The 22696-nt window shown below is 70.5% G+C and carries 18 protein-coding genes; 9 read left to right on the top strand and 9 right to left on the bottom strand.

Annotated elements, in window-relative coordinates; genetic code table 11:
• Positions 1–121: 121 nt before the first annotated feature.
• The 4 genes from CTZ28_RS17230 (at position 122) to CTZ28_RS17215 (ending at position 5459) form a co-directional block, all read left to right on the top strand.
• The gene (locus tag CTZ28_RS17230; RefSeq protein WP_183154436.1) at positions 122–2104 is read left to right on the top strand and encodes a glycogen debranching N-terminal domain-containing protein; all 1983 of its coding nucleotides are present in this window, start codon (positions 122–124) and stop codon (positions 2102–2104) included.
• Positions 2105–2185: 81 nt separating this feature from the next.
• Positions 2186–3505, top strand: coding sequence for an ABC transporter substrate-binding protein (locus tag CTZ28_RS17225; protein ID WP_121890292.1), 1320 nt, complete (start codon positions 2186–2188; stop codon positions 3503–3505).
• A gap of 62 nt (positions 3506–3567) precedes the next feature.
• Positions 3568–4590 (top strand): carbohydrate ABC transporter permease, encoded by a 1023-nt coding sequence (locus CTZ28_RS17220; protein ID WP_121890291.1) that lies wholly within the window; start codon positions 3568–3570, stop codon positions 4588–4590.
• Entirely contained in the window at positions 4587–5459 is an 873-nt protein-coding gene (locus CTZ28_RS17215; protein WP_121890290.1) for a carbohydrate ABC transporter permease, read from the top strand. Before CTZ28_RS17220 ends, CTZ28_RS17215 begins: the two co-directional genes overlap by 4 nt.
• A gap of 52 nt (positions 5460–5511) precedes the next feature.
• Here CTZ28_RS17215 and CTZ28_RS17210 read toward each other — a convergent pair whose 3' ends face one another.
• The 3 genes from CTZ28_RS17210 to CTZ28_RS17200 are packed head-to-tail and all read right to left on the bottom strand — an operon-like array spanning position 5512 to position 7981.
• Positions 5512–5967 carry an NlpC/P60 family protein gene (locus CTZ28_RS17210; RefSeq protein ID WP_121890289.1) on the bottom strand — a complete coding sequence of 152 codons (456 nt, stop codon included), beginning with the start codon at positions 5965–5967 and terminating at the stop codon, positions 5512–5514.
• 57 nt (positions 5968–6024) lie between these two features.
• Positions 6025–7044 (bottom strand): aldo/keto reductase, encoded by a 1020-nt coding sequence (locus CTZ28_RS17205; protein ID WP_121890288.1) that lies wholly within the window; start codon positions 7042–7044, stop codon positions 6025–6027.
• A 25-nt stretch (positions 7045–7069) separates the two neighbouring features.
• Positions 7070–7981, bottom strand: coding sequence for a helix-turn-helix transcriptional regulator (locus tag CTZ28_RS17200; protein ID WP_121890287.1), 912 nt, complete (start codon positions 7979–7981; stop codon positions 7070–7072).
• Between the two features lie 306 nt (positions 7982–8287).
• Between CTZ28_RS17200 and CTZ28_RS17195 the strand changes: the two genes are divergently transcribed.
• Genes CTZ28_RS17195 through CTZ28_RS17175 form a run of 5 tightly spaced genes read left to right on the top strand, consistent with a single transcriptional unit; the run spans position 8288 to position 13384 of the window.
• Entirely contained in the window at positions 8288–9874 is a 1587-nt protein-coding gene (locus tag CTZ28_RS17195; RefSeq protein ID WP_121890286.1) for an ABC transporter substrate-binding protein, read from the top strand.
• Positions 9875–9894: 20 nt separating this feature from the next.
• Entirely contained in the window at positions 9895–10863 is a 969-nt protein-coding gene (locus CTZ28_RS17190) for an ABC transporter permease (RefSeq protein WP_121890285.1), read from the top strand.
• Positions 10853–11734, top strand: coding sequence for an ABC transporter permease (locus CTZ28_RS17185; RefSeq protein WP_121890284.1), 882 nt, complete (start codon positions 10853–10855; stop codon positions 11732–11734). Before CTZ28_RS17190 ends, CTZ28_RS17185 begins: the two co-directional genes overlap by 11 nt.
• 56 nt (positions 11735–11790) lie before the next feature.
• Entirely contained in the window at positions 11791–12702 is a 912-nt protein-coding gene (locus CTZ28_RS17180; protein ID WP_121890336.1) for an ABC transporter ATP-binding protein, read from the top strand.
• Complete coding sequence (locus CTZ28_RS17175; protein ID WP_121890337.1) at positions 12695–13384, top strand: ABC transporter ATP-binding protein; 690 nt, start codon at positions 12695–12697, stop codon at positions 13382–13384. The genes CTZ28_RS17180 and CTZ28_RS17175 overlap by 8 nt, the downstream gene beginning before the upstream one ends.
• Positions 13385–13507: 123 nt before the next feature.
• Here the strand turns inward: CTZ28_RS17175 and CTZ28_RS17170 are convergent, their stop codons facing one another.
• The 6 genes from CTZ28_RS17170 to CTZ28_RS17145 all read right to left on the bottom strand — a co-directional run bounded on the left by CTZ28_RS17170 (position 13508) and on the right by CTZ28_RS17145 (position 22687).
• A complete protein-coding gene (locus tag CTZ28_RS17170) occupies positions 13508–14335 on the bottom strand; it encodes an ABC transporter ATP-binding protein (protein WP_121890283.1) in 828 nt (275 codons plus the stop codon).
• A gap of 3 nt (positions 14336–14338) precedes the next feature.
• On the bottom strand, positions 14339–15304 hold the full coding sequence (locus CTZ28_RS17165) for a FecCD family ABC transporter permease (RefSeq protein WP_121890282.1): 966 nt from the start codon (positions 15302–15304) through the stop codon (positions 14339–14341).
• Positions 15305–15360: 56 nt separating this feature from the next.
• The gene (locus tag CTZ28_RS17160) at positions 15361–16398 is read right to left on the bottom strand and encodes an ABC transporter substrate-binding protein (protein ID WP_121890281.1); all 1038 of its coding nucleotides are present in this window, start codon (positions 16396–16398) and stop codon (positions 15361–15363) included.
• 93 nt (positions 16399–16491) lie between these two features.
• Positions 16492–20772 (bottom strand): non-ribosomal peptide synthetase, encoded by a 4281-nt coding sequence (locus CTZ28_RS17155; protein WP_121890280.1) that lies wholly within the window; start codon positions 20770–20772, stop codon positions 16492–16494.
• Positions 20759–21016 carry a phosphopantetheine-binding protein gene (locus CTZ28_RS17150; RefSeq protein WP_121890279.1) on the bottom strand — a complete coding sequence of 86 codons (258 nt, stop codon included), beginning with the start codon at positions 21014–21016 and terminating at the stop codon, positions 20759–20761. The genes CTZ28_RS17155 and CTZ28_RS17150 overlap by 14 nt, the downstream gene beginning before the upstream one ends.
• An 87-nt stretch (positions 21017–21103) precedes the next feature.
• Entirely contained in the window at positions 21104–22687 is a 1584-nt protein-coding gene (locus tag CTZ28_RS17145) for a long-chain-fatty-acid--CoA ligase (RefSeq protein ID WP_121890278.1), read from the bottom strand.
• Between the last annotated feature and the right edge of the window lie 9 nt (positions 22688–22696).

Here is a 22696-nt window from a genome sequence, read left to right as displayed (position 1 = left end):
TGCATTGTCACTGAACTCGGCCTCTGGTCGGCGGTCGTCCGGCCTGCTACGGTTCCCCCCGCCGCGATTTGCGCGCTCAAATTCTAGCGCAAGTCAGCCCGCCCACGTTCACGGAGGCGATGTGAGCCACTCCCGCCCGAGCTCTCTGCACGAACTGGTCACCTTGCTGTGGGCGCCCTCCGTGTGCCTGAGTTCAGGCGACGGCCAGATACGTGCGCAGGGCCTCGACGGCTTCTACACCCATGACTACCGGGTGCTCTCCGGCCTGGAGGTAGAGGTGGCCGACGCCGTGGTCGAGCCGGTCGGGTGTCAGCTCCAGCACCCTGCAAGTGCCGTCTTCACCTCCCGAGTACGCCTGGACGGCGACGAGGGCGCCGATCCATCGGTGGTCCTGCACCGCTACCGGACAGTGGGCCAGGACGGGCTCAAGGAACGGTTGGAGCTGGTCAATTACGGTGACACCCCCGTGACGGCGGCCCTGCGGGTGCGTGCCGGCACCGATCTGGCGCCGGTCCACGTCGTGCGCGGCGGCCGGCAGGAGCCGCACGTGGATGCTCAGCCGGTGGCCGGAGGCGCGTGCTGGGCGGGCGCAGCGCAGGAGGTTCTGCTGACCGCGGACCCGGTTCCGGCGCGCATGACGCCCGAGGACTCGGACGTCATGCTGTCGTTCACCTTCGACCTGGCGCCCGAGCAGTCGGCCGGGGTGACCTTGAGGGCGGTCGCCCGGAACAACGATCCGGAGGCGGCCGAGCGCACCTTCCTGTCCGTCTCTCCGCGGGTTCCGCCCGTCCTCGCCCCCCGAACCGGAGCAGCGGAGCCGCGCGACCCCCTGCGTCGCAGACTGCTGCAGACGAGTCTGCGGGATCTGGAGCGCATGCTGCTGGCCGATCCCCTGGAGCCCGCGGACTCCTTCCTCGCCGCCGGCAGCCCCTGGTATTTCACTCTCTTCGGCCGCGATGCGCTGTGGTCGGCCTCCTTGCTCATGCCCGGTGCCCAGCGGTTGGCCCTCGGGACACTGCGCACCTTGCAGCGGCGCCAGGGCGAACGTCACGACGCCGTGGCGGAGGAGGAGCCGGGGAAGATCCTGCACGAAGTACGCCGGGAGACCCTGCGCCTGGACGACATGGTGATCCCTCCTCGTTACTTCGGCACCATCGACGCCACCATGTTGTGGGTCCGCCTCCTGCACAGCACCTGGCAGACGGGCGTGGCCGAAGCCGAGATCGAGCCGCTTCTCCCGGGCCTGCTCGCGGCGCTGGAGTGGATCACGGCCTACGGCGACAGCGACGGGGACGGTTTCATCGAGTACCGGTCCTCCACCCGGGGCGGCCTGGCCAATCAGGGCTGGAAGGACACCCCGGGCGCCGTGCGCTGGGCGGACGGGCGACGCCCTGCATCCCCGCTGGCGCTGTGTGAGGTGCAGGGCTACGCGTATGCGGCCGCCACCCAGGGCGCCGCCCTCCTCGACGCCTTCGGACTGCCCGGAGCCGACCACTGGCGGGAGTGGGCGGCCCGGCTTCAACAGCGGTTCCGCGCCGCCTTCTGGATCGACGACGCCACCGGCGTCTATCCCGCCATTGCCCTGGACGCGGCCAAACGGCCTGTGGACGGGGCGGCCTCGAACATGGCGCATCTGCTCGGCACCGGCCTGCTCGACTCCGCCGAGGCGGAGCTGGTGGCGCGTCGACTGTCGCGGCCCGACCTCGACTGCGGCTATGGACTGCGCACCCTGTCCTCGACCAGCAGGGCCTTCAACCCGCACACATACCACTGCGGCAGCGTCTGGCCGCACGACACGGCCATCGCGGTGCTCGGACTGGCCGCCGAGGGCCACCACGCCGTCGCTCATTCACTGGCAGAGGGTGTCGTCACCGCCGCCGAACAGTTCGGTTTCCGGCTACCGGAACTGTACGCCGGCACCTCCGCCCACGATGGTGAGCCCGTTCTCGCCTATCCGAACGCATGCCGTCCGCAGGCATGGGCCGCGGCCGGGGCCGTGGCGATCATCGGCTACCTCGAGAGCCGCAACTCCACGAGCGCGGACTCCGAGTCCGGCGACCACCCGGGCCTCCTGACGGCCGTCCCCGAGTCTCGGCACCGCTGACCGAGACTCCCCTACCGGCCCCGCGACGACCGCTCGCGAGCCACACCCGCTTCCCGTCCCGTACTACCGCAAGGAGCACACATGAGCCGCACCCGCACCACCTGGCGTACGTCGAGAACCGCCGGCCTGGCAGCCCTGGCAGCCACCACTGCCCTGGTCCTGGCCGGCTGCTCCAGCGGCGACGCCAACGACAAGGCGTCCACAGCAGACAGCGGCACCGATCGTGGTCCCATCACCTTCGCCGTCGGCAAGGACACCTCCGGCGCCCTGCAGAAGCAGGTGGACGCCTGGAACACCGCTCACCCCTCCGAGAAGGTCACGCTGGACGAACTCCCGGCCTCCGCCGACGCCCAACTGCAGCAGCTCCAGCAGAACGCCCAGGTCAAGTCGACCGCCTTCTCGGTGCTCGGACTTGACGTGACGTGGACCTCCGAGTTCGCGGCCAACCGGTGGATCGACGCGATGCCCGCCTCGACCAGCACGAGCGGCCTGCTCCCGGCCGCCGTCGATTCGGCCACGTACCGCGGCACCCTCTACAGCGTCCCGTGGCAGACCAACGGCGGCCTGCTCTTCTACCGAAGCGATCTGCTCACCGCCGCGGGAGTCAAGACGCCACCGACCACCTGGCAGGAGATGCAGGCCGACTGCGCCAAGGTGAAGGCCCTGCCGCAGGCCAAGGGGGCCTCCTGCTACGCGGGGCAGTTCGACAAGTACGAGGGCCTGGTCGTCAACTTCTCCGAGGCCGTGCAGTCCTCCGGGGGGCATGTCTTCGACACCGACGGCAACCCCACCGTCAACACCCCCCAGGCGAAGACCGCACTTGCCTGGCTGGCGGGCGCCTTCAAGGACGGCACCATCCCGCAGGAGGAGCTCACTTACCAGGAAGAGAACGGACGGAAGGCGTTCCAGTCCGGAAAAGCGATCTTCATGCGCAACTGGCCTTACGTGTGGGACCTGGCCAACAAGACCGACGGCTCCTCCAAGGTCGCCGGCAAGTTCGACGTGGCGCCCCTGCCCGGCCTCGACAGCACCGGCTCGTCGACCCTGGGCGGCTACAACCTCGCCGTCTCGTCCTTCACCCGGCACAAGACGACCGCCCGCGACTTCATCACCTACCTGACAAGCGACAGTTCCGAACGCGCCAACCTGCTCGCCGCGTCCACCGCTCCCACCCGAGCCGCCCTGTACGAGGACCGCGCCCTCCAGAAGAAGTTCCCGTACCTGGCCGACCTCAAGCAGTCGCTGGACGCCGCAGTCGCCCGTCCGAAGGCCGTTCGCTACGGCGATGTGTCCGCGGCCGTCCAGGACGCGATCTACCCCGTGCTCTCCGGTCAGGCCGGCCCCGACACCGCGCTGGCCTCGCTGCAGACCAAACTGACGCAGATCACTTCTCAGCCGTGACCGGAAGGGCCAGGCGCGGCCCCGTCTCCTCCTGACTGATCGCACGGAAGACCGAGCCCTTCATGACCACTACTGCACCCGCCGTTGCTCTACCTCCCACAAAGCCTGCGCCGAAAAGCAGCACCCGCCGGGCCGATCACGGCGAAGGCCGCCTCGCCGCCGTACTGCTCTCGCCCACTTTTCTCGTCCTGGCCCTGGTCATCGGCTACCCGCTGGTCTCCGCACTGCGCGAGTCCCTCTATCGGCGTGGCGAAGGACTGGACGCGAACGGCTTCGTCGTCAGCGGCGAGCACTTCGTCGGCCTGCGCAACTACACCGACGCGTTCACCGGTGCAGGCGGCTCCCGGTTCTGGAACGCCTTCGGCAACACCACCTTCTTCACGGTCACCTCCGTGGTCCTCGAAGCCGCCGTCGGTCTGGCCATGGCGCTGGTCATGCATCATGCGCTGCGCGGCCGTGCGCTCCTCCGCGCCGGCATCCTGGTGCCCTGGGCGGTTCCCACCGCCGTGTCCGGCCTGCTCTGGCGATGGATCTTCGACGCCAACGGCATCGCCAACAAGCTCCTGGGGCAGCAGATCCTGTGGGCCGCGGACGGCTGGCCGGCCAAGTGGGCCGTCGTCATCGCCGACACCTGGAAGACCGCCCCCTTCATCGGCCTGCTCACGCTCGCCGGCCTCCAGCTCATTCCCGCCGAACTCCACGAGGCGGCCCGCGTGGACGGCGCGAATGCCTGGGTTCAGTTCCGAAAGATCACGCTGCCGCTGGTCAAGCCGGCCCTCCTTGTCGCCGTGCTGTTCCGACTCCTCGACGTGCTGCGCATGTTCGACCTGCCCTACCTGCTGGTGGGAAACCAGAAACACTCCGTGCAGACGCTGTCCGTGCTCGCCTTCAATGAAGCCAACAACCTGCACTACGGGCCTGCCGCGGCCTACGCCACGCTGCTGTTCCTGTATGTCGTCATCGTCGCCTACGCGTTCGTCAAGATCCTCGGCACCGATCTCATCGCCGAAGCGCGCGCCAAGACTCCGGCGCGGCGGCGCCGGTCGGCAACCCGCTCGCTCGCAGGAAGGGGAACTCCCGCATGACCACCCTTACTACGGGCCGGCCCGGAAGGAGAGCGAGTGCCACGCGTTCGGGTGTCGCGGTCGTCCTCCGCTACTTCGGCATGGCCGTCATCATCGTCTACTGCCTGGCGCCGTTCTACTGGATGACGGTCTCCGCATTCCGCCGGCCCTCGGACCAGTTCCAGCTCTCCGCCCTGCCCAGGCCATGGTCCACCGCAAACTTCAGCGCGGTGTTCAAGCCCGATGTCGGATTCGAACGCGCGCTACTCAACAGCCTCATCGTGGCGGGCATCACCACGGTCATCACCCTGGTGATCGGTACCGTTGCGGCCTACGCCCTGGCACGGCTGGAGTTCCGCTTCAAGAACCTGGTCGCGGCAGTCATCATCGCGACATCCATGTTCCCGCCGATCTCCATCGTCGTGCCGCTGCTGAAGCTCTTCACCGACATCAAATGGATCAACACCTACCAGGCCATGATCGTGCCGAGCCTGTCGTTCGCCCTTCCCCTGGCCGTCTGGTACTTGGCGTCGTTCTTCCGTCAACTCCCCGCCGAACTGGAACAAGCGGCGATGATCGACGGATGCACCAGGGGTCAAGCCTTCCGCAAGGTCATCCTCCCGCTCGCCGCACCCGGCGTGTTCACCACCGCGATCATCACCTTCATCGCCGCCTGGAACGACTTCATCATCGCGCTTTCCATGGTCAACAAGAAGGACATGCAGACAGCCACTGTCGCCATCTCCCGCTTCACAGGTGCCTACGGCTTCGACCAGCCGTACGGAACGCAGATGGCGGCCGGGGTCGTCGTCACCGTCCCTCTCGTCATCGCGGTCCTGACCTTCCAGCGACGCATCGTCGCCGGCCTGACCGCGGGAGGCCTCAAGTAGGCGATAGCACGCGGGGCCTCCGTCTGCCGTGAACACACCCGCCACCGCAAGGTCATCCCAACCTGTGGCCGGGCGATGCGAGCAGCCCCCTGTCGACCACGCGCTTGATGCCGATCAAGACCCGATAGCGCGGCCGGGTCGCGAACTCCGTCATCTCCCAGACCACCGGGCGCCCTGTCTCCGCGCACAGATGCAGCACTCGTCCCTCGTTCACCCAGACTCCTACGTGGGCGCCATAAGCATCGTCGGTGGCGTTGAACAACACCAGGTCGAGGGGCTGGGCAACCCCTACGCGAGCTGTGGCCCGCGTATCGGCCCACAGTTCACTCGAACGCAGATCAGGCGGAGCCGGGCCGAAGTGCCGAAGCACCTCGTAGGCGAACAGCTGGCAGTTCGCGCCCTCCTCCAGGCTGGGCCGGTCAGCCACCTCCGACGACCCCGGATACCGAGAGCCCACGTACGGAACGGTCCAGAAAACGGCCGGTAGTTGGTGCAGCAATGGATCCATGGCCCCATCGTCCCTGAGGCCGGACCGGGACGCCCCAGGCGCCCGGTCGGGCTCGCCTCAGCGTCGGCGTTGGCCGGCGCGCAGTTCGAAGTCGCCGTAGCTGTTGTCGGCGGGGTTGACGGTCACCCCGGGTGCCACGATCTCGTCGATGCGGTCGAGGACGTCGGCCGAGAGCGTGACGTCGGCGCCGGGCAGGAACGCCTCCAGTTGCTCCCTGGTGCGCGGTCCGATGATCGCCGAGGTGACGCCCGGGTGGGCGATGGCGAAGGCGACCGCCAGCTCGATCAGAGTGAGGCCGGCCTTCTCCGCCAGGAGCGCGAGCTGTTCGACGGCGTCGAGCTTGCGCTGGTTGGCGGGGCTGGTCAGGTCGAAGCGGGCCGCGGGGCGCGCCGCGGAGGCGGGGCCGGAGGTGTTGTCCTTGCGGTAGCGGCCCGAGAGCCAGCCGCCGGCGAGCGGGCTGTAGGTGAGCGTGCCCATGCCGTGTCGGCGCGCGGTGGGGAGGACGTCCTCCTCGATACCGCGGACCAGGATCGAGTACGGCGGCTGCTCGGTCACGAACCGCTCCAGGCGCCGCTCCCGTGAGGTCCACTGGGCCTCGACGATCTGGGCGCCGGAGTAGGACGAGGAGCCGATGTAGCGGACCTTGCCCTGGTGGACGAGGTCGGAGAGGGCGCCGAGGGTCTCGTCGACGTCGGTGTCCGGGCTGGGGCGGTGGACCTGGTAGAGGTCGATGTGGTCAGTGTCCAGGCGCCGCAGGGAGTTCTCGACCGCGCGTATGATCCAGCGCCGCGAGCCTCCGCGCTGGTTGGGGTCGTCCTGGTCCATGGGCATGAAGAACTTGGTGGCGAGGAAGACGTCCTCGCGGCGGTCCTTGAGCGCCTTGCCGACGATCTCCTCCGAGACACCGCCGGAGTACACGTCGGCGGTGTCGATGAAGTTGATGCCCGCGTCGAGGGCGCGGTGGATGATCCGTATCGAGTCGGACTCGTCCTCGTTGCCCCAGGGGCCGAACATCATCGCGCCCAGGCAGAGGGGGCTGACCTGGACTCCGGTGCGGCCGAGCGGTCGGTACTGCATGAAGCCGTTCTCCTCGTTCGTGTGGTCAGTCGTTCCCCGGCCGGTCGCTCCCGAAGGGCACGGCTGTGCCGGTGCTCGCCCAGCCGGCCAGGAGACCGAGTGCCTCCCGCTCTCGCGAGTCCGGTTCGGGGGTGTAGAAGTTGAGGCGGAGGCCCGGGTCGGACGGCAGGTCCATGGCCTCGTAGGGCAGGGCGAGATCGCCGACCAGCGGGTGGTGCAGGTGCTTCACTCCGGAACGGTGGAACTTCACATCGTGGCGGGCCCATCGGCGGGCGAAGTCACCGCTCCTCGTCGTCAGCTCTCCAATCAGGTCGGTCAGCGCCTTGTCGTGGGGCGCCCGGCCCGTCTCGGTGCGCAGGAAGGCCACCGCGTCGTCGGCGCCCTTCTCCCAGTCGGTCCAGAAATTCCTGCTCGCGGGGTCCAGGAACATGAAACGGACGCTGTTGACCGGTCCGCGCCGGGCGAACAGCAGCGAGTCGAAGACCGGCGCGTACAGCGCCCGCCCCAGCAGGTTGGTGGCCACGATGTCGAACCGGGCGTTGCGTACGTACGCCGGCACGTCGGTCATCGAGTCGAGCAGCCGCAGGATCGTGGGGCGCACCCGCGACGCGGTCACCGTGGGCCGCCGGTCCGATGGAGTCGCCGCGCGGGCCAGGTCGTAGAGGTGAGTGCGCTCGGCCTCGTCGAGCTGCAGTGCGTGAGCGAGGCCTTCGAGAACCGAGTCGGAGGCTCCGCCGAGGTTCCCGCGCTCCAGCCGGACGTAGTAGTCCACGCTCATGCCCGCCAGCAGGGCGACCTCCTCGCGGCGAAGGCCCGCGACACGGCGCTGCCCGCCGTAGACCGGCAGCCCGGCTTGCTCCGGTGTGATCCGGGCGCGCCGGGTGCTGAGAAACTCGCGCACCTCGCCCGCCAGGTCCTTCCTGTCACTGTCGGCCACGGCTGGATCCCGGGAGCTCGACGCGCGACGCGTCGGCGGGCCCGATCCCGGACCGACCGCCGTCGAACGCAAAGTGGGCAAGGGCTTCGGTGGGAGCCGAGGGCACGGGAACCTCCTCCTGATCGGGCGGCGTGGATCTGTGCCGGCCACTTCACGGTAGATCCGTCGGCGAGCGCCTGCGAGGTACTGCCAATACCTGGAAGATCAGCGACTCCCGCGCCACGGATTGTCGTCCAGCCGACCTGGGTAGCCCTTACTGCGATTAATATGCAACAGCATCATATAATCAATAAGGGTGTGGGGTTCATGACGGTCCGACGGATACGGACAGCCGCCGCGACGGCGGCGATACTCACTTGTGTCGCCGCCTGCTCGGCCCCTGGCAACGACACGGGCAGCAGCGACGCGGCCGACTCCGTCGTGATCGGCGTGGCCTCCGAGCCGGACACCCTCAGTCCGCTGCTCGGCTACGGCAAGGACGGCAACTCGAAGATCTTCGACGGTCTGCTCGCCCGGGACGCCGGCCTGGAGCTGAAGCCGGCCCTGGCGAAGGCGCTCCCCGAGGTCGCCGACGACGGCCTCACCTACACCTACGCCCTGCGCGACGGCGTGAAGTTCAGCGACGGCGAGCCGCTGACCTCAGCCGACGTGGTCTTCACGTACAGGACGATCCTCGACGCGAAGACCAACAACACCTCACGCAGCGAGTTGGACGCCATCAAGCAGGTGCGGGCCGACGGCGACCACAAGGTGATCTTCACACTCAAGTACCCCTACGCCCCCTTCGCCGGGCGCACGGTGCTGCCCATCGTCCCCGAGCACATCGCCGGCGAGCAGAACCCCAACGCCGGCCCCTTCAACACCGAGCCGACCGGCACCGGCCCGTACGTCCTCGCCTCCTGGAGCAAGGGCGAGAAGCTCACCTTCAAGGCCAACCCCGACTACTGGGGCGGTGCGCCGAAGGTGAAGAAGGTGACCATGGCGATCATCAAGGACGACGACGTACGCGCCACCCGGCTGCGCTCCGGCGACCTCGACGGCGCGGTCCTCCCGCCCAACCTCGCCGCCGCTTTCAAGAACGACAAGGCCAAGAAGACGTACGACGCGGAGACCTACGACTTCCGCGCGGTGACCCTCCCGACGGCGAACAAGGTCACCGGCGACCGCGCCGTCCGCCAGGCCCTCGACGCCGCTGTGGACCGCCAGGCGATGGTCGACACGATCCTGGACGGCGCCGGCCGCCCGGCGTACGGGCCGCTGCCGGTCGACGACTCCTGGTTCGCCGACGGCATCGAGCGCGAGCAGGACCTCGCCAGGGCCGAGCGGATCCTGGACCAGGCGGGCTGGAAGAGCGGCGACGGCGGCATCCGCGCCAAGGACGGACAGCGCGCCTCCTTCACCCTCCTGTGCCCCGCCGGCGACAAGGTCCGCCAGGACCACGCCCTCGCCTATGCCTCCGACGCCAAGAAGGTCGGTATCGAGGTGAAGGTGGAGAGCGCCACCTGGGAGGTCATCGAGCCACGGATGAAGACCGACGCGGTGCTGGCCGGCTTCGGCAGCAGCGGCGACCCCGACTACGGCCTCTACACCCTCCTGTACTCCTCCCTGGCCGGCGACGGTTTCAACAACATGGCCCGCTACGACGACGCGGTGGTGGACAAGGCGCTCGACACCGGCCGCCGCAGCTCGGACGAGGCGACCCGCGAGGCCGCCTACGACACCGTCCAGCGCGAACTGGTGAAGAACCCCGGCTATACCTTCCTCACCCACATCGACCACGTCTACGTCCTCGCCGACCGGTGGGACGGCCTGACCACCCAGGTCGAGCCGCACGAACACGGCTTCGCCAGCGGCCCCTGGTGGGACCTCGAGGCCTGGCAGCCGAAGAAGTGAACCGACTCCCCTGGGGAGCGATGGCCCGCCTGACGGGGCGGCGGCTGCTGTTCGCCGTCCCGGTCCTGCTCGTCGTCACCTTCGGCGTCTTCGCGACCGCCGCCGCCTCCCCCTTCGACCCGGTCAAGGCATACGCCGGTACGGCAGCGCTCGGCGCCGACGCGGGAACCCTGGCGCGGCTGCGGGAGAACATGGGCGTGGACCAGCCGTTCGCCTCCCGCTGGTGGCACTGGCTGACCGCGGCCCTCACCGGCGACCTCGGCCAGTCCAGCGTGCTGCGGCAGCCGGTCGCCCAGGTCATCGGTGAACGCCTCGTCTGGTCCAGCCTGTTGTGCGCGGTCGCGTTCGCGGTGGCCGTGCTGACGGGCACGGTGCTCGGCGTGCTGGCGGCCCGCCGCCCCGGTTCCACACTCGACCGTCTCGTCACGTCCCTCGCCTACTCTCTGGAAGCGGCGCCCGTGTTCTGGCTCGCGCTGCTGGCCATCTGGCTCTTCGCCCTCCAACTGGACCTGCTTCCGGCCGGCGGTCTCACCGACACGGCGAGCGAGCAGGTCACGCCCGGTCAAGTGGCGAGCCACCTCGTGCTGCCCGCCGGGGTGCTCGCCGTCTCGCAACTCCCCTGGTTCACCTTGTACGTCCGCCAGGGCGTCGGCGACGCACTCGCCGAGGATCCCGTACGTGGGGCCCGCGCAAGGGGTTTGAGCGAAACCACTGTCCTGTTCGGCCACGCCCTGCGCTCGGGCCTGCTGCCGGTGCTCACACTGATCGGTTCCCGGGTGCCCGAACTCATCACCGGTGCCCTGCTGGTGGAGAGCGTCTTCAGTTGGCCCGGAATCGCGGCGGCCACCGTGGAGGCGGCCACCGCCGTCGACTTCCCGCTGCTGGCCGCGCTGAGCACGCTGGCCACCGCCGCCGTACTCGTCGGCAATCTGCTCGCGGACCTGCTCTACGGCCTGTTCGACCCGAGGGTGAAATTCAGTGACATGTGACTCTGCCGCCGAGCCCGCCTGGCGGTCGTACGGCACGAGCCGCCGCGCCACCCGGGCGGTGCGTGTGCGTGTCTCGGCCGCGCTGGTGGCCGCGACCGTCCTCGCCGTACTCCTCGTGCCGCCGCTGGTGCAGCTCGACCAGCAGGCCGTCGACCTGAGCGCGAAATTGCTCCCCCCGAGTTGGGCACATCCCTTCGGCACCGATGACCTCGGTCGCGATCTGCTCCTGCGCTGCGTCTACGGCCTGCGGGTCTCCCTGCTGGTCGGGGTCGTGGCGGCCCTCGCGGCGACCGTGCTCGGTACGGCCGTCGGGGTGAGCGCCGGAGTGCTGGGCGGCTGGGTCGACCGTGGCGTCATGCGGGTGGTCGACACGGTGTCGTCCGTACCCCACTTGCTGCTCGGCATCTTCATCGTCGCCATGTTCCGGCCCGGAGTGTGGCCTGTGGCGGTGTCGGTCGCGCTCACCCACTGGCTGTCCACCGCCCGTATCGTGCGCGCCGAGGTGCTGTCCCTGCGCTCGCGCCCGTACATCGACGCCGCCGTGTCCGGGGGTGCCTCCCGGTGGCGGGTGGCGGTACGGCATCTGCTGCCCGCCGTGCTGCCCCAGGCCGCGCTGGCCGCCGTACTGATGGTGCCGCATGCCATGTGGCACGAGTCGGCGCTGTCCTTCCTCGGACTGGGGCTGCCCACGCACCTGGCCAGTCTCGGCAACCTCATCCAGGGCGCCCGGGGTTCGCTGCTCGCCGGGCAGTGGTGGCCGACGCTCTTCCCTGGCCTGTTCATCATCGTCCCCACGCTCGCCATCGCCGGTCTCGCCGGGGCCTGGCGGGAGCGGATCAACCCCCGCCGCCGATCGGAGCTGATGCTGTGACGCTCACACAGGAACGTCCCGTCCTCTCGGTGCGCGGGCTGTCCGTGCGCTTCCTCATGCCCGGTGGACGCCGGATCGCCGCAGTGACCGACGCGCACTTCGACGTGGCGGCCGGCGAGTGTCTCGCCCTGATCGGCGAGAGCGGCTGCGGGAAGTCGGTCCTCGCCTCCGCCCTGCTGGGCCTGCTCCCGGCGAACGCTCAGGCGGCGGGCGAGGCCCGTCTCGGTGAGCTGAACCTGCTCGCTGCCGACGAGCGCACCCTGGCACGGACGGTACGGGGCCGCATGGTCGGGCTCGTCCCCCAGAGCCCCGCCGCGCACCTCACACCCGTACGCACGATCCGTTCGCAACTGGAGGAGACCGTCGGCGCGTTGACCGACGCCCGGGAGCGTACCGCGGTACGAGCCGCAGCCGAGGCGGCCGCCGAACGCGCCGCGTTCCCCACGGACCATCTCGGCCTCCACCCGCACGAGCTGTCCGGCGGCCTCGCCCAACGCGCCGCCACCGCCCTCGCCCTCGTCGGCGACGCGCCCCTGCTCCTCGCCGACGAACCCACCACCGGGCTCGACCGCGACCTGGTGGACCACACGGTCGACGAACTGCGCCGCCATGTGGACGACGGCCGCCGAGCCCTGCTGGTGATCACCCACGACCTGGCGGCCGCCGAACGCATCGCCGACCGCGTGGCCGTGATGTACGCGGGCCGCATCATCGAACTCACGGATGCGAAAAGGTTCTTCGGCACCCCGGGTCCCCGCCACCCCTACAGCCGGGGCCTCCTCCAGGCGCTCCCCGACCGCGCCTTCACCCCGGTCCCCGGCATGCCGCCCGAACTCGGCGACCTTCCCGACGGCTGCGCCTTCGCTCCACGCTGCGACCGGGTCACCGACGCATGCGCCGTGCGACCACCGACGATCGACGGCGTCGCCTGCCACCAACCACATGTCCCGGAGCGCCTCCGTGCTTGAACTGCACGACATCACCGCCGGATACGACAGCAGGACCCCCGTCGTCCGCAACGTCACCCTGACCGTCGCACCCGGTGAGGCCGTCGGTCTGCTCGGCCCCAGCGGCTGCGGCAAGTCCACCCTCGCCCGCGTGACGGCGCTGCTGCACCGCCCCGACTCCGGCACCCTCCTCCTCGACGGCGAACCCGTACGACGCTGGCGCCACCGCGCCCCACGCGCCCACCGCACCGTCCTCGGCGTCGTCTTCCAGCAGCCACGCCTCGCCGCCGACCCCCGCCTGCGGCTCACCGACCTGATCGCCGAGCCCCTGCGCGCCACCGGTCGCCGCGACGAAATACCGCACAGTGTCGGCGAGTTGGCCGCTGCGGTCGGTCTCACCCCCGACCTCCTGGACCGCCGCCCCCACGAGGTCAGCGACGGCCAGCTCCAACGCGCCTGCCTCGCCCGCGCCCTCGTGCTGCGTCCCCGCTGGCTGATCTGCGACGAGATGACCGCCATGCTCGACGCCTCCACCACGGCCGCACTGGTCGCGGCAGTCGAGAACTACCGCGCCGCGAGCGGCGCCGGACTGCTCGCCGTCGGCCACGACCAGCTACTTCTGGACCGCTGGTGCGACCGCACCCTCCACTGGGACGATCTGGCCGTCGGCGCCAAGACGAAACCGGACCAGCCAACTCGGTGAGGCCGCCCGTCTCAGTAGACGGTGACCGGGCTCGCGCCGGCAGTGGCGTCGTCGGCGCTCATCTGGACGCGCTGTCCGAAGTCGTCGGTGAGCAGGACGCGGCGGTGTTAACTCAGCTCCGGCTCAGCGGTCGGAGGTCTCGGCGATGCGGATGTCGCCGTCCTCCGGGCTCTCGCCGTTCGCGAGGGGTCGGGCCGCGTAAGTGATGCGGACGACACCGTCGGCGTGCCGTTCGGTGCTCGCCCGCACGCCGAAGACATCGGCGAGGAGCCCCGGTGTGAGCACCTCAAGGACCGGCCCCGCCGCCGCCACGACGCCCTCACGCAGCACGACCAGATGATCGCAGAGGCGGGCGGCGAGGTCGAGGTCGTGCAGGACGGCGAGCGTGGTGACGCCGGTGGCACGGATCAGGTCCAGGAGTTCGAACCGGGCCCTGATATCCAGATGGTTGGTGAGCTCGTCCAGCACGAGGAGCCTGGGATTCTGGGCCAGCGCCCGTGCCAGCAGGACCCGTTGGCGTTCACCGCCGGACAGGGACGCGTAGTCGCGGTCCGCGAAGGGCCGTACCCCGCAGCGGTCGATGGCATCGGACACGACGTCGTGGTCCTCGGGTCCGTCGCGGCCGAGCAGACCGTGGTGGGGGGCGCGGCCGAGGGCCACGATCTCGGTGACCGTCAGGCCGGTGGTATGGCCGGCGGCGTCCTGGAGGACGGCAGCGGTACGGCGGGCCGCGGCGCGCGGGGACAGCTCCCAGACGTCGTCGTCGCCCACTCTGACCGCTCCGTCCGCGGGGCGGAGCGAACGGTAGACGGCTCGCAGCAGCGTGGACTTGCCGCTGCCGTTGGGGCCGACGAGTCCGACGATGTCACCCGCGCGTGCTTCGAGGCTCACATCGTGCAGGATCGGGTTGCGGTCCAGGATGATCCGGAGCCGGTCGACGATGAGTTTCATGCTTCAGTCCAGGCCCTTGTTGCGGCGCAGCAGCCACAGGAAGAAAGGAGCGCCGAGAAGGGCGGTCAGAATGCCCAAGGGCAGTTCGTTGGGGCGGTCGAGGGTGCGGGAGAGGAGGTCGACGAGGACCAGGTAGACGGCTCCCAACAGGGCCGTCAGGGGCAGCAGCCGGCGGTGGTCGGCGCCGACAGTCAGCCGTACCAGGTGCGGGATCATCAGGCCGACGAAGCCGATGCTGCCCGCGACCGCGATGACCGTCCCGGTCAGCAGCGCGCTGAGGACCAGCAGGACGGCGCGCAGCCGGTTGACGTCGACGCCCAGCGCGGTGGCCGACTCGTCACCGGCCAGCAGCACGTTGAGCCGGCGGCCGAACAAGGACAGCAGCGCGGTCGTGACGAGCACCACGACAGTGACCGTGGGCAGTTGGTCCCACTGGGCGCCTGCGACGCTGCCCAGCATCCAGAACATCACCGTTCGCAACTCGGTGGGGGTCGCCTGGAGTTGGACGAAACTGGTCGCGGAGAGGAAGACGTAGCCGATGGCGACGCCCGCCAGCACCAGCCGGGTCGGGGCCAGCCGTCCCCGTCGCTGCCCCAGTGCGAAGACGAGGGCGCCGGCGACCAGCGCCCCGAGGAAGGCCGCCGCCGACACCCCGAGCCCGGCGAGCGCCACGCCACCGCCCAGGGTGATGACGAGGACCGCGCCGAGCGTGGCGCCGTAGGAGAAGCCCAGCACGATGGGGTCGGCCAACGGGTTGGACACCACCGTCTGGAGCACGGCGCCGGACACGGCCAGGCCCGCGCCGACCAGGGCCGCCAGGACCACCCGCGGAGTGCGGAAGTTCCAGACGATCTGGTCGAGAGCCGGGTCGGAGGGCGCCGCCCCGGCGCCGGTGACGTGGTGGAGGACGATCCCCCACACGTCACCGAGCGGGACGTTGACGGCACCGATGCTGATCGCCACGATCATGGTGGCGGCCAGCGCGACGGGCAGGAGCGTGAACGCCAGCGGGACGCTGATCCGGGTCAGAAGGCGTCCGGGTGCAGCATCTTCGCGACCTTCTCCACGGCCACGTCGTTGCTGGGGCCCAGGTACATCGAGTCGGACAGCGTCACGTACGTGTTGTTCTTGGCGGCCGGCCACTGGGGGAACTCCTTGAACAGCTTCTTGGCGTAGGCCGCCGGGTCGGGGTCGTTGTAGGCGATGACGACGAGCGCGTCGACGTCGGTGGCGGCCACCTTCTCCTTGCTCAGGTCGGCGAAGGTGGTCCTGGCGGCGCTCTCGAAGGCGTTGGAGCCGCCGGCTTTGGCGAGGATGTCGTTGATGATGCCGTTGGCGACGACCGAGCTGAAGTCGTTGCTGCCCATGGACATGTTGGAGAAGAGCACCATGACCTTCGGGGGCTTCTCGCCCTTGACCTTCTCGGAGACCGCCGCGATGTTCTTCTCGGACTCGGCGATCAGCTTCTCGGCCTTGTCGCTGACGTTGAAGATCGTGCCCATGTCGCGCAGCAGCCGGTAGCTGTCGGCGACGGTCATCTTGGAGGGGTCGTCGTCGCAGCCCTGCGGCGAGACGTAGCTGTTGGCTCCCACCTGCTTCAGCTGCTCGCGGGTGGCGAAGCCGTTCTTCTGGTCGAAGCCGTACGTGGTGACGGACAGGACGAGGTCGGGGCGCAGGCCGAGCATGGCCTCCCGGGGGATGTCGTAGGCCTCGTTGACCTTGACGTTCCCGGTGGGCAGCTTCTTGATGGCCGCGGCGCGCCCCGGTACCTCGGACATGCCGTAGCCCTGCTGGTTGGCGACGATCTTGTCTTCGAGGCCGAGGGCCAGCAGGGTGGACACCTCGGCGACGGAGGCACCGTTCATCACGACGGTCCGGCTGGGGGCCTTCTCGAAGGTCTCCTTCTGGCCGCAGTTGTCCAGCGTGACCGGGTAGCCGGTCTTCGCTGCCGCTGCCTCGGTCGACCCGGCGCTCGCCTTGTCGTCGGACGAGGAGCCACATGCTGCCGTGAGCAGACAGAGAGCGGCGGCCAGGGCGGCAGCGACCGGCCGGTTCATCGACATGCGGGCTCCTTGCGTGCGGGGTGTGCTCATGGGCCGAAGGGTTCTGTTGCAGTAGTCGGGGCGAAGTCGGGGTGAGTTCCCGGCGGTTGCGGTCTATTTCGCTGGCGCCCCGGACCGGGGCGCGGGCCGCCGGGCCGGGGCGGGCAGCACACCCGCGGTCACGCAGTGGTCCAGGTAGCGGAAGAACAGGTCGCGGTCGACGGGCGGGCAGGTGATGCCGCTGCCTTCCAGTCCGGCGCGGACCCGGTCGGCGCGGACGTGGCCGAGGCGCAGGTCGGTCGCGGCGGCCTGTTCGGCGGAGTCGAAGAAGGCGAGCGTCGTGGCCGCCGCGGCGGCCGAGTTGGGCAGCAGCTCCCGCCAGCGCGTGAGTGGCAGGGTCCGTACCGGATAGCCGTACTCGCGCACCCAGCCGTAGACATCCGCGAGCCGTACCCGGGGCAGGGTGGCGTGGTGGAAGACCGGTCCTGCGGCCTTCGCGCCCCGACCCAGGCTCAGATGGACGAGGCAACGTGTCACGAAGTCCACCGGAGTCCAGATCTCGTCCGCGAAGAGCTCCGGGACGATCCCCTCCGGTATCCCTGCCCGCAGGACGCTCCACAGGAAGTCCCGCTCGTTGACGTAGCCCGTGCCGGCGGGCCCGACCACCCGGCCCAGCCGGTGGACGGTGACGGGCAGACCGCGTTCGGCCGCCTGCTCCAGCAGCCTTTCGGAGGCCCACTTGGACTGCTGGTAGCCGTAGCGCAGGCCCTCGTGGACCGGCAGGAACGCCTCCGGCACTTCGGGGCTGTGGCTCGCCGGCGGCGCCACGGACAGCGTGGAGACATAGTGCAGGGGTGTCGTGTCGACGGCCGCGAGCCGCAGCAGTTGCCGGGTGGACTCGGTGTTGGCGGCGCGCAGGGTGACGTAGTCGCGCATGATGCTGACGGTCGCGGCGTTGTGGAAGATCGCGTCACAGCTCGCGGCGAGGTCGGACAGGGTTTCCCGGGGCAGGCCGAGGCCGGGGCGGGCCAGGTCGGCGGGCAGGACCGTCAGGCGGGCCGCCGCCCGTGCGTCGAGCGTGATGCGGTGCTGCTTGAGGGCCGTGTGGACGCGGGCGGTGGCTTCGGGCACGCTCCGCGCCCGTACCGTGCAGACGATCTCGGCCTCCGTATCGGCCAGGAGCCGCGCCAGCAGATGTGTGCCCACGAAGCCGGTGGCGCCGGTGAGCAGGATGCGCCGGGGGGCGTCCTGGGGGTCGCGGCTGATGCCGGGCCGGATGCCCGGATCGAGCTCGCTGTCGGTCAGGAGGGCCTGCGGGAGTGCGGCCGGTGGGCGGCTCGGCCGCTCCGCGTCGGTGAGGAACCGGGCCAGGGCGGCGGCGGTGGGGTACTGGAAGAGCCAGGCGACCTTCACGTCCCGGCCGAGTTCCACACCGAGCCGGTTGGCGGCCTGGATGGCCTGGAGGGACTGGGCCCCCAGGTCGAACACGTCGTCGTCCACCGTGACGGTGTCGGTGCCGAGGATCTGCCGCCAGATGCCGGTGACGGCCTGTTCCAGGGGGCTTCCGGCGGTGGGCGCCCGGCGTGCGGTCGGCTCGGCGAGCGCGAACCGGTCGATCTTGCCGGAGCTGGTGCGCGGCAGCCGGTCGACGGTTTCGACGGCGGAAGGGACCAGCGCGGCGGGCAGCCTCGCCCGCAGGTGTTCCCTGACCTCGGCGGCGGACGGCGCCGGGGGCTCCGCCACCAGATGGGCGACCAGCCGTCTGGTGCCGTCCGGCAGGATCTGCCCGGAGACGGCCGCCTCCCGGATCCGGGGATGGGTGAGCAGGGCGCTCTCGACCTCGGCGGGCTGCACACGATGCCCGCTGATCTTGAACTCGGTGTCGGCCCGGCCGAGGTGGCGCAGTTGTCCGTCCTCGCCGACACGGACCAGGTCCCCGGTGCGGTAGGCGCGGGGGGCTTCCGGAAGGGCGGTGAGCGGGGCGAAACGCGAGCCGTCGGGCACATCTCCCCGGTAGCCGTCGGCGAGGGTGTGGCCCAGCAGGTACAGCTCACCGTCGACGACGGCAGCGTAAGTGCCGGGCAGGGGCAGGCCGATGGGGACGTCGCCGGGGGCGAGGCCGGGGTCGTGCAGGTCGGCGACGGTGGCGACCACGGTCGCCTCGGTCGGTCCGTAGGTGTTCAGGAGCGCGACCGAGGTGCCGACGGCCTTGCGCCAGCGCTCGACCCGTTCGGGGAGGGCCGCCTCACCGCCGATGACGACGGTCCGCACGCCTTCCGGCAGGGCCGTGGCGCCGGTCGATACCGCGTAGGCGACCTCGTGCCAGTACGCGGTGGGCAGGTCCAGCACGCTCACCCGCAGCCGGGCGCAGTCGTCGAGGAAGCGCGGCACGGACTCGGTCATGTCGTCGGTCCGGATCACCAGGGTGGCGCCGGCGCACAGAGTGAGGAAGATCTCCTCCACGCTGGCGTCGAAGTGCAGGGGGGCGAACTGCAGGACGCGGTCCTCGCGACGCAGCCCGTAGCGGTGGGTGGCCGCGGCGACGAAGTGGGCGAGTGCGGCATGTCCGATCTCCACGCCCTTGGGCCGGCCGGTGGAGCCCGAGGTGTGCAGCACGTACGCGAGGTCCGTGAGCTGTGGCGTCGAAGGGGTGCCGGTGGCAGCGGGCCCGGAGTCCGGCCGGTCCAGCGGGAGTGAGGCGTGGTCCGGGAAGTCGGCCGTGCGGTCGCCGGTGGTCAGCACGAGTGCCGGAGCGGCGTCGGCCAGCAGCCGGGCGGTGCGGTCGGCGGGGGCCTGCGGGTCCAGGGGGCAGTAGGCGGCGCCCGACAGCAGTACGCCCACAAGGGCGGCGACGGTGTCGGTGCCCCGGGGAAGGGCGACGGCCACCAGGTCGCCCTTGCCGATGCCATGGGACGTGAGCCTGCGGGCGATGTCGCGTGCGGTGCCGAAGAGCTGCGCGTAGGTCAGAGTCGTTCCGGCGTGCTCGACGGCGACGGCTCCGCCCCGGCGGGCGGCGTGGTCGGCGATCAGGCTCAGTACCGGGCGGGCGGGCGCGGGCAGCGGGCCGCCGTCCAGGACGGGTACGGCCTGGTGCGCCCGCGGCCCGCCGAGCGGCCGGTCCGGGTCGGCGAGGGCCTCCGCCAGCAAGGTGAGCAGGCCCTCCTGAAGGGCGGCCGCCTCGGTCTCCGTGTACAGGTCGGGGTTGGCGTCGACGGCGACGCGCAGACCGGTGCCGTCGCCGCGGTCGTAGACGTTGACCGCCAGGTCGTCGACGGGGCCCGCGGACACGTTGTGGACGGTGCTCGGATGCCCGGCGAACCGCAGGTCGTACTCGAACGGCATGATGTTCACGCCGGGTCCGGACAGCCGGCGCCGGCCGCCCACCAGCTTCAGGTCGCGGCGCAGTTGCTCGTAGCGGTAGCGCTGGTGCGGCAGTCCGGCGCGCAGTTCGCGCGAGACCCTGGGGGCGAGGACGCGGAGGCTGTCGCCGGGGGCGACGGGTACCCGCAGGGGCAGGATGTTGCGCACCATGGCGGGCACCCGCAGGGAGACCGAGCCGAGGCGGCCCATCGCCGGGAGGCTCAGGACGATCTCCGGTGCCCGGGTGACCCGGTGCAGTTGAGCGACGGTCACCGCGATCAGCACTTCCGACCAGGTCACCGACAGTTCGCGGGCAACGGTGCGCAGGGTGTCGGCCCCGGCCGGGTCGAGGTCGGTGACCTGACGGTGGAAGGTGCGGGCGGGCAGGGCGGTCCGGCCCGCCGGGGTGGCCACCGGCGGGTGGTCGGCGTAGCGGCCGGTCCAGTAGGTCCGGTCCTTGGTGTGGCGGGCGGATTCGCGATAGTCCCGTTCCTCGGCGCGGACGGACTCCAGGGTGCCGAAGCGGCTCTCCGGTACGGGTTCGCCGGCCGTGAGAGCCGTGTAGACCTGGGCGACGCGGCGGGCCACGAGGGACAGGCCGAAGCCGTCGAGGGCGATGTGGTGGACGCGGTGGTACCAGAGGAATTCCTCCGGTGCGGTGCGCAGCAGGGCGTGGCCGAAGACCGGGCCGCGGGTGAGGTCGACGGGGCGGGCCAGGTCCTGGTCCATCCAGGCCAGTGCGGCGGCATGCGGATCGGGTTCGGCGGTCAGGTCGGCGATGTGGGTGTGCCAGTCGACGACCGGGGTGTGCATCTGCCAGGGGCGGCCGGTGTCATCGGTGTCGAAGGTGACGTTCAGGGCTTCGGTCTCGGCGACGACGTGGTGCAGGGCCCTGTCGAAGACGGCCGGGTCCATCGGACCGGCGATGCGCAGGTACTCGGCGGTGTCGTATGCAGGGCTGTCCGGGTCGAGCTGCTGGCCGGCCCAGATACCCTCCTGGGCGGCCAGCAGCGGACGGCGGTCAGGCGCCGGCACGGTCGGCTCCTTGCCGGCGTTCGGTGAGCAGTTGCCACCACTGCGCGAAGGAGGTGCGCTCGGCGAGGTCGACGAAGGTCACGTCCACCCCGGCCGCCTGCCAGCGTTCCAGCAGGGTGACGATGCGCAGCGAGTCCAGGCCCGCGTCCAGCGGGCTGTCCTCCAGGTCGACTTCGCCGGGCTCCAGGAACAGGCACTCCGCCAGGTCCGCGCGGAAACTGTCCAGGGTGAGGGGTTCAGGCATGGGACTCTCTCTCAGTGGCTCGTCCGGTGGTGTGCCGGTGCCGCCGGCGCGCCCGCGCCGGGGGCGGGAACGGCGCGGGCGGGCCGGTCAGTTGACCTTGCGCGCGGAGTCGCTCCAGAAGCGGTCGCGCAGCTCGCGGCGGAGGATCTTGCCGCTGGGGTTGCGCGGGACGTGGTCCGTGAACTCGTAGCTCGCGGGCAGTTTGAACGCGGCCAGTCGCGGGACGAGAAAGGTGTGCAGGTCCCGGGGGCTGGGACGTTCACCGGCAGCGGGGACGACGAAGGCGTGGACCTTCTCGCCCCAGCGTTCGTCGGGTATCCCGACCACGACCGCCTCGCCCACCGCGGGGTGGTGTTCCAGGACGTTCTCGATCTCGGCGGGGTAGACGTTCTCGCCGGCGACGAGGATGGCGTCCTTGATGCGGTCGCGGATGAAGACGTAGCCGTCCTCACCGCGGTAGCCGGCGTCACCGGTGTGGATCCAGCCGTCGACGAGCGTCTCCGCCGTCTTGTCGGGCAGCCCCCAGTACTCGACCATCCGGGCGGGGGTGTGCAGGCAGACCTCGCCCACCGCGCCCGGTGGCAGTTCACGGCCCCGGCCGTCGATCACCTTGGCCCGGACCCCCGGGTAGGGATGCCCGGCGGCCTGCATGAGGGGGCCGCCGGGGACATGGGCGGCCGGGGGCAGGCAGACGGCGGTGTTGCCGGTCTCGGTGAGTCCGTAGATCTGGGCGAACTCGCAGTCCAGGACGGCGAGACTCTCCTCCAGCAGCGCCTGCGAGATCGGGGAGCCGCCGTACACCGTCTTGCGCAGGGTGGTGAAGTCCTTGGCGCTCACTCCGGGTTCGGTGAGCATCAGACGCAGCATCGCAGGGACTACGCAGGCGGTGGTGATGCCGAGGTCGCGGATGAGGTCCACGGCCTGCCGGGCGGCGAAGGCCCGCATGGCCACCACCGTGGTGCCGGCGTTGAAGTTCTGGGTGGCCCACCACAGGCCGCCGACGTGGAATCCGGGGATGCCGATCAGCGCGATGTCGCCTGCCCGCCAGTCGATCCAGTCCAGTCCTTCGCTCGCGAGGGCGTCGCGGATCGCGAAGAAGCTGCGGTGGGCGAGTACGACTCCTTTGGGCAGGCCGGTGGTTCCGCTGGTGTAGAGCTGGGCGACCGGGGTGTCGGGGGTGGCCTCGAACTCCGTGTCGCTGTCGGGGTGTTCCGCACACCATGGCTCGATCGAGCGCACGGGGACGACGGTCTCGGGGGGTTCGGTGGGCATGGCCTCGACGATCGGGGCGAACTCGTCCTCCAGGAACAGCAGTCGGGTGCCGGAGTCCCGCAGGATGTGGCTCACCTCGGGCGCGGTGAGCCGCCAGTTGACCGGGACCAGCACGGTGCCGGTCTTGGCGCAGGCGAAGAGGGCCTCGTAGTAGTGCTCGGACTCCTTGCCCAGGTAGGCCACCCGGTCGCCCTCGGTGAGTCCGGCGGCCCGCAGGGCGTGCGCGAGGCGGTTGCTGCCGCGGTACAGATCCGCGTAGGTCAGGGTGCGGCCCTCGCAGATCACCGCGGGGGTTTCGGGCTGACGGCCGGCGTGGAAGCGGGTGGTGTGGACGAGGGTGCTCAGTTCGGGGTGGTGGAGCCTGGCGCCCTTCTGCTGCGGCGCTGTCGAGGTCTCCATGAGCGGTCT

This window comes from Streptomyces shenzhenensis, assembly GCF_003688995.1.
Lineage (GTDB): Bacteria > Actinomycetota > Actinomycetes > Streptomycetales > Streptomycetaceae > Streptomyces > Streptomyces shenzhenensis_A.
Note: the sequence above shows the minus strand (reverse complement) of the source record. Positions and strands in the feature narration are given on the sequence as shown.

Bases quoted from the DNA above. Each gene is read 5' to 3' on its own strand.
- CTZ28_RS17160 (WP_121890281.1), bottom strand. From the start codon at position 16,398: ATGTCGATGAACCGGCCGGTCGCTGCCGCCCTGGCCGCCGCTCTCTGT.
- CTZ28_RS17165 (WP_121890282.1), bottom strand. From the start codon at position 15,304: ATGATCGTGGCGATCAGCATCGGTGCCGTCAACGTCCCGCTCGGTGAC.
- CTZ28_RS17170 (WP_121890283.1), bottom strand. From the start codon at position 14,335: ATGAAACTCATCGTCGACCGGCTCCGGATCATCCTGGACCGCAACCCG.
- CTZ28_RS17190 (WP_121890285.1), top strand. From the start codon at position 9,895: ATGGCCCGCCTGACGGGGCGGCGGCTGCTGTTCGCCGTCCCGGTCCTG.
- CTZ28_RS17180 (WP_121890336.1), top strand. From the start codon at position 11,791: ATGCCCGGTGGACGCCGGATCGCCGCAGTGACCGACGCGCACTTCGAC.
- CTZ28_RS17225 (WP_121890292.1), top strand. From the start codon at position 2,186: ATGAGCCGCACCCGCACCACCTGGCGTACGTCGAGAACCGCCGGCCTG.
- CTZ28_RS17220 (WP_121890291.1), top strand. From the start codon at position 3,568: ATGACCACTACTGCACCCGCCGTTGCTCTACCTCCCACAAAGCCTGCG.
- CTZ28_RS17145 (WP_121890278.1), bottom strand. From the start codon at position 22,687: ATGGAGACCTCGACAGCGCCGCAGCAGAAGGGCGCCAGGCTCCACCAC.
- CTZ28_RS17215 (WP_121890290.1), top strand. From the start codon at position 4,587: ATGACCACCCTTACTACGGGCCGGCCCGGAAGGAGAGCGAGTGCCACG.
- CTZ28_RS17195 (WP_121890286.1), top strand. From the start codon at position 8,288: ATGACGGTCCGACGGATACGGACAGCCGCCGCGACGGCGGCGATACTC.
- CTZ28_RS17205 (WP_121890288.1), bottom strand. From the start codon at position 7,044: ATGCAGTACCGACCGCTCGGCCGCACCGGAGTCCAGGTCAGCCCCCTC.
- CTZ28_RS17210 (WP_121890289.1), bottom strand. From the start codon at position 5,967: ATGGATCCATTGCTGCACCAACTACCGGCCGTTTTCTGGACCGTTCCG.
- CTZ28_RS17150 (WP_121890279.1), bottom strand. From the start codon at position 21,016: ATGCCTGAACCCCTCACCCTGGACAGTTTCCGCGCGGACCTGGCGGAG.